At 67.8% G+C, this 5357-nt stretch carries 8 protein-coding genes; all 8 read left to right on the top strand.

The window, feature by feature from the left end; translation table 11 throughout:
- Positions 1 to 136 precede the first annotated feature (136 nt).
- Entirely contained in the window at positions 137 to 1444 is a 1308-nt protein-coding gene (locus U9978_RS14420; RefSeq protein ID WP_322761635.1) for a CpaF family protein, read from the top strand.
- Positions 1444 to 2304: a type II secretion system F family protein gene (locus U9978_RS14415; RefSeq protein ID WP_322761627.1), complete on the top strand. Its 861-nt coding sequence runs from the start codon at positions 1444 to 1446 to the stop codon at positions 2302 to 2304. Before U9978_RS14420 ends, U9978_RS14415 begins: the two co-directional genes overlap by 1 nt.
- Positions 2301 to 3245 (top strand): type II secretion system F family protein, encoded by a 945-nt coding sequence (locus tag U9978_RS14410; RefSeq protein ID WP_322761626.1) that lies wholly within the window; start codon positions 2301 to 2303, stop codon positions 3243 to 3245. The genes U9978_RS14415 and U9978_RS14410 overlap by 4 nt, the downstream gene beginning before the upstream one ends.
- 174 nt (positions 3246 to 3419) lie before the next feature.
- Positions 3420 to 3548, top strand: coding sequence for a hypothetical protein (locus U9978_RS14405; protein ID WP_322761625.1), 129 nt, complete (start codon positions 3420 to 3422; stop codon positions 3546 to 3548).
- A 7-nt stretch (positions 3549 to 3555) separates the two neighbouring features.
- Positions 3556 to 3948 carry a TadE/TadG family type IV pilus assembly protein gene (locus tag U9978_RS14400; RefSeq protein ID WP_322761624.1) on the top strand — a complete coding sequence of 131 codons (393 nt, stop codon included), beginning with the start codon at positions 3556 to 3558 and terminating at the stop codon, positions 3946 to 3948.
- On the top strand, positions 3945 to 4517 hold the full coding sequence (locus U9978_RS14395) for a hypothetical protein (protein ID WP_322761623.1): 573 nt from the start codon (positions 3945 to 3947) through the stop codon (positions 4515 to 4517). Before U9978_RS14400 ends, U9978_RS14395 begins: the two co-directional genes overlap by 4 nt.
- Positions 4518 to 4781: 264 nt before the next feature.
- Positions 4782 to 5021, top strand: a complete 240-nt coding sequence (locus tag U9978_RS14390; RefSeq protein ID WP_322761622.1) for a DUF433 domain-containing protein — start codon at positions 4782 to 4784, stop codon at positions 5019 to 5021.
- Positions 5018 to 5357: DUF5615 family PIN-like protein (locus U9978_RS14385; protein WP_322761621.1), on the top strand; the 340-nt coding region annotated here is incomplete at its 3' end. The genes U9978_RS14390 and U9978_RS14385, both read left to right, overlap by 4 nt.

The following is a 5357-nucleotide window of genomic DNA, read 5'->3' as shown; positions in this document are numbered from 1 at the left end:
GGAAGGCGGGATGCGGGACCGGGGACTTGATTACCGGCGACCTTCTTTCTACGCTTCGCGATAATTGTCGGGATCGGATCGGTCCGAGCGGGTGGCCAGGGAGATCGGGTTTTCTGTGACAACACGCGGCGGCTGGATGGACGCCACTTCGCTGATTGAGACCGAAGTGCGTGAACTGGTCCGGCGTCGATCCCTGGACCCGGTTCACGAACCCGCCCGGATCCGCCAGCTCGTCGAGGACGTCCTCGGCGAATACGAGGAACGGACGCTCACCAGCGACCTCCCCGCGATTGTCGACCGGGCCACCACCGCGCGGCTTGTCCACGACGCGGTCGCCGGCTTCGGACCGCTGCAACGCCATCTGGACGACCCGAGCGTCGAAGAAATCTGGATCAACGAACCTGGGCGCGTTTTCGTCGCGCGGAACGGGCGCAGCGAGCTGACCACGACGATCCTGAGTGCCGATCAGGTACAGGACCTGGTCGAACGGATGCTGAAGAGTTCCGGGCGTCGGGTGGATCTGTCCACTCCGTTCGTGGACGCCATGTTGCCGGACGGGTCGCGCCTGCACGTGGTCATCCCCGACGTCACCCGCGTCCACTGGTCGGTCAACATCCGCAAGTTCGTCGTGTCCGCCGCCAGTATGGACGAACTGGTCGACCTGTCGACGATCACATCGTCGGCGGCGGCCTTCCTGGAGGCTGCCGTCGCCTCCGGACTGAACATCATCGTGGCTGGCGGAACGCAGGCGGGGAAGACGACCATGCTCAACTGCCTCGGCTCGGCGGTCCCCGGTCGGGAACGGGTCATCACCTGCGAGGAGGTCTTCGAGCTCAGGCTGCGGGCCCCGGACTGGGTCGCCATGCAGACCCGCCAGGCCAACCTGGAGGGCACCGGCGAGATCCGACTCCGGCGTCTGATCAAGGAAGCCCTCCGGATGCGTCCCGACCGGATCATTGTCGGCGAGGTCCGGCAGGAAGAGGCCCTCGACCTGCTGATCGCTCTCAACTCGGGCCTGCCCGGGATGTGCAGCCTGCATGCGAACTCGGCCCGCGAGGCGGTCACCAAACTGTGCACCCTGCCGCTGCTCGCCGGGGAGAACGTCAGCCACGCCTTTGTGGTGCCGACGGTTGCCGCCAGCGTCGACCTTGTCGTGCATCTCACGAAGGACGCGCATGGGCGGCGTCGGGTGACCGAGATCGTCTCATTGTCGGGACGCACGGAGGGGGACGTGATCGAAACCGCGCAGATATACCGGTCACGTGGGGACACCCTGGTTCGCGCTGACGGATACCCGCCACATGCCGACCGGTTCGCCCGAGCCGGCTACGACCTGCCAGCCCTGCTCGCCTCGACCGATCGTGACCGGCGGGACCGGATGGCTGAGACGGAGCGCGCCCAGCTCTCCGACCGATCGTGGGCCGAGATCGCGGTGGAGCGCTGATGGGCATCTTCATCGGCCTGCTCTTCGGCCTCGGTCTCCTGCTCATCGTCGCCAGCGGGCGTCCCCGCGCCGCGCGCGATCCCGCGTCCGCGAAGTGGCGCGGACGGACCCGCGAGATGCTTGCTCAGGCGGGGATCCCAGGAGTCAGTCCCGACCAGCTCCTCGCGATCAGCATCGGGGTCGGGCTGCTGGTCGGCCTGATCGTGCTGGCGTTCACCGCCACCTGGTCGCTCGCCGGAGCGTTCTTCATTTTCGCAGCCCTACTGCCGCGTGCGATGGTGATGCGTCGCCGCCGGGCGCGCATGCACGACCTTCGGGAGCTGTGGCCGGATGTCGTCGACAATCTGGCCAGCGCGGTGCGGGCGGGAATGCCCCTGTCCGAGGGGCTCGCATCGGTGGGACTACGGGGCCCGCTGCCGCTTCGGCCGGCCTTCACCCGTTTCGGCGAGGACTACCGGGCGACCGGCTCCTTCGCGGCGAGCCTTGACCGGCTTTCTGATGATCTCGCCGATCCGATCGCCGACCGGATCATCGAGTCGTTACGCACCGCCCGGGAGGTCGGCGGGACCGACCTCGGCCGGCTGTTGCGGACGCTGTCGGCGTTCCTGCGCGAGGACGCTCGGACCCGCGCGGAGCTTGAAACCCGACAGAGCTGGACGATCAATGCTGCGCGGCTCGCGCTCGCGGCGCCGTGGGTTGTCCTGCTGCTGCTGGCGACCCGGGGGGAGACGGTACGCGCCTACGACAGCCCCACCGGCGTTGTCGTACTCGCGGTCGGTGGTGGGGTGTCGGTGGTGGCGTACCTGCTCATGAAGCAGATCGGCAGGCTCCCCGAGGAAGGTCGGGTGCTGCGTCCATGAGTCTGGTCGCGACCGGTGCGTTGATCGGCCTGCTGGCTGGTGTCGGCCTGGCCCTGATCGTCCTGCGGTCGCCGGTGGTCCGGCGGATCCGGCTCGCCGACCGGATCGACCCGTACCTGCGGGACACCCCGGCGCAGTCCCGGTTGCTTGCCGACCGGGCCCGGCCGGTGGCTTCGCGTAGTGGCCTGGAGGAGCTGGTCCGACCCTTCGTCGCCGATGCGGCTCGGCGACTCGACCGTTTCCTAGGTGGGCGTGCCGCCCTGCAGCGCCGTCTGACCCAGGCCGGCGGGCGGACGTCCATCGAGGATTTCCGGGTTCAGCAGGTGGTCTGGTCGGCGGCCGGGGCGCTGTTCGGGGCCTCCCTGCTGGCTCTACGTGCGCTGCTGGGCATCGGGCCCCCGCCGATCGTCAACGTCGCCCTGGTCGTCGCAGGTGTCGCCGGCGGGGTCGTCGCCCGGGACTGGTGGCTGACCCGGGCGATACGAGAACGCGAGGAACGCATACTCATCGAGTTCCCGACGGTGGCTGAGTTGCTCGCGTTGGCGGTCACCGCAGGTGAAAGCCCAGTCGGTGCGTTGGAACGGGTGAGCCGGTTGTCCCATGGGGAGTTGGGCCGCGAACTGCGGTTGGCTCTTGCGGATACGCGTGCCGGCGCCACCCTTGTCCAAGCGCTGGAGGGTATGGCCGTCCGCACGACGGTCGCCTCGCTGCGTCGGTTCGTCGAGGGCATGGCGGTGGCGATCGAACGCGGTACACCGCTGGCCGAGGTGCTGCGGGCGCAGGCGATCGACGTCCGTGAAGCGGGCAAGCGGCAACTGCTGGAGGCCGGTGGCCGCAAGGAGATCGCGATGATGGTGCCGGTCGTCTTCTTCGTCCTGCCGACCACTGTGATCTTTGCTTTCTATCCAGCGGTCGTGAGTCTGACGTTCAACGCACAATGATCATACTGCGATGTGAGGGAGTTGGCGACTGTGCGGGTATTCGCAGCACTGTTGGGCCGATGGATTCCGGCATGGACGGCGGCCTTTCACGGTGGGCCGGATACCCGGAACGATCGGAATAACCCGGATACCGGGAATAGTCGGGATGGCCGGAGGCGCGGGGATCGCGGTGACGTGCCCGGCTGGGTGATGGTCACGGTGATGACGGCCGCACTGGTCGTCGCCTTGATGGCGGTTGCCGTGCCCCAGCTTCGGGATGTCTTCACCAACGCGATCGACTCCGTGACCGGCGGCGGCGGCTGACCGTCCGGTGCTGGCGCGCCTGGTTGGCGACCGGGGTTCGGCGGTCGTCGAGTTCGTGTTGGTCGGAATGCTGTTGTTACTGTTGTTTCTCGGCGTTATCCAGGTCGGTCTCGTCCTGCACGTCCGTAACACCCTTGCCGCGGACGCGGCTGAGGGCGCACGGCACGCGGCAAACCTGAACGTCACCGACGACGCGGGTGGTCCGTACGCCGAGCGGCTGATCGCCTCGTCCGTTCCCGGGCGGGCCGATGCGCGTTGCACGAGTAACGCGGTGACCGACCCATCCGGGGTTCCATTGGTTGAGGTGCGGTGCGAAGTCACGGTGCCGTTGACCTTTGTGCCGTTCGGAGCGAGCTCGACGATCAGAGTGGTCGGGCACGCGGTCAAGGAGACGCCGTGAGCGTGCGGGACCTGGCACCGCTCATACGGCCGGCACCGCTCATACGGCCGGCACAGCGTGTCCGGCCGGCGCCGGGCCGCGGCGGGCTGCGGCCGCACCGCCGTGACGACAGCGGGACCGCGCTGATCGAGTTCGTCGGGCTGTCGGTCCTGCTGCTGATCCCGTTTGTCTACTTCTTCCTCAGCGTGTTCGCGGTCCAGCGGTCGGCGTTCGCGGTCACCCAGGCTGCCCGGGCAGCCGGGCGGGCTTACGCGACTGCGGACAGTGAGGACCAAGCCGTCGAGCGCGCGCGGGTGGCAGCTCGACTGGCCTTCGCCGACCAGGGTCTCGACGGCGCACCCGAGGTGCGTTTCGCTCCGGAGGGCACGGACTGCGGTGCAGGAGATCCAGGCGACGGGGGCGCGTCGCTGGCTCCCGGCTCCCGGTTCGTCGTGTGCGTCCGTTCGGTCGCCGCGTTGCCCGGTGCGGCACAGCTGTTCACCGGGTTGGCTGATATCACGGTCAACGGAAAGTTCATCGTGGTCGTGGACGCCTACCGGCGTGACCGGACAGCAACCACCGCGCCGTAAGGGATCCCGCCGATGTTCGCGCCCCTGTTGCCGGCCGCTCTGTGCGAACGATGTGAATCTGGTGTTGTGGGAGGAGCATCAGATTCACATCGTTAGGAGCGCCTGGCAGTAGGGGTGTAGATCAAGGAGCCGTCCGCATACATCCGCCGAGCGTTGTGACCCTGGGGTGATCGTGCGTGGATGTCCGTCGTCCGTGCTCGTCCGCCGCCGTGGCTGTTCGTTTGGCTGTCGTCCGTCCCGGGTTCCCCGGGCGCATACTGAGCCATGGGAGTTGACCGACTGGCTCTGATCGTGGCGGATCCTACGGTCGGGCATGGGCAGGCGTGTATCCGGGGTAGCAGGGTGCCGGTGAGCGTGCTGCTCGACTGTCTGGCGGATGGCATGTCGGTCAGCGAGATCGTGGCCGAGTATCCGTCTGTCGACGAGTCGGGTGTGCGAGCGGCTGCGGCCTACGGGGCACGGTTGGCTCGGGAGGAGCTGGTTCCGTTGAGCATCGCTCCGTGAAGGTCAAGCTCGACGAGGGGCTCCCGGTCTCGTTGGCCGGCAGGCTTGCCGCGCTCGGGGTCGAGGCTGACACGGTGTTCGACGAGAAGCTCACTGGTTGTGCCGATCCGGAGGTCCTTGCCGCCGCGGATCGTGAGGCTCGCATCGTTTTCACGTTGGGCCGTGGGTGCGGCAACATTCAGTCGTACCCACCTGGATCCCATGGCGGGATCGTCGTGTTCCGGCTCGACGAACAGTCGGCGCGTTCGGCTGTGGCCGCGGTGGAGAACCTGGTGACGCATCACGATCTGGCCGATCTCGTCGGGACGGTGACGGTGGTTCACCGAGGGTTGCTCC

The sequence above is a fragment of the Protofrankia sp. Cr2 genome, assembly GCF_963555885.1.
Classification (GTDB): domain Bacteria; phylum Actinomycetota; class Actinomycetes; order Frankiales; family Frankiaceae; genus Protofrankia.
Note: the sequence above shows the minus strand (reverse complement) of the source record. Positions and strands in the feature narration are given on the sequence as shown.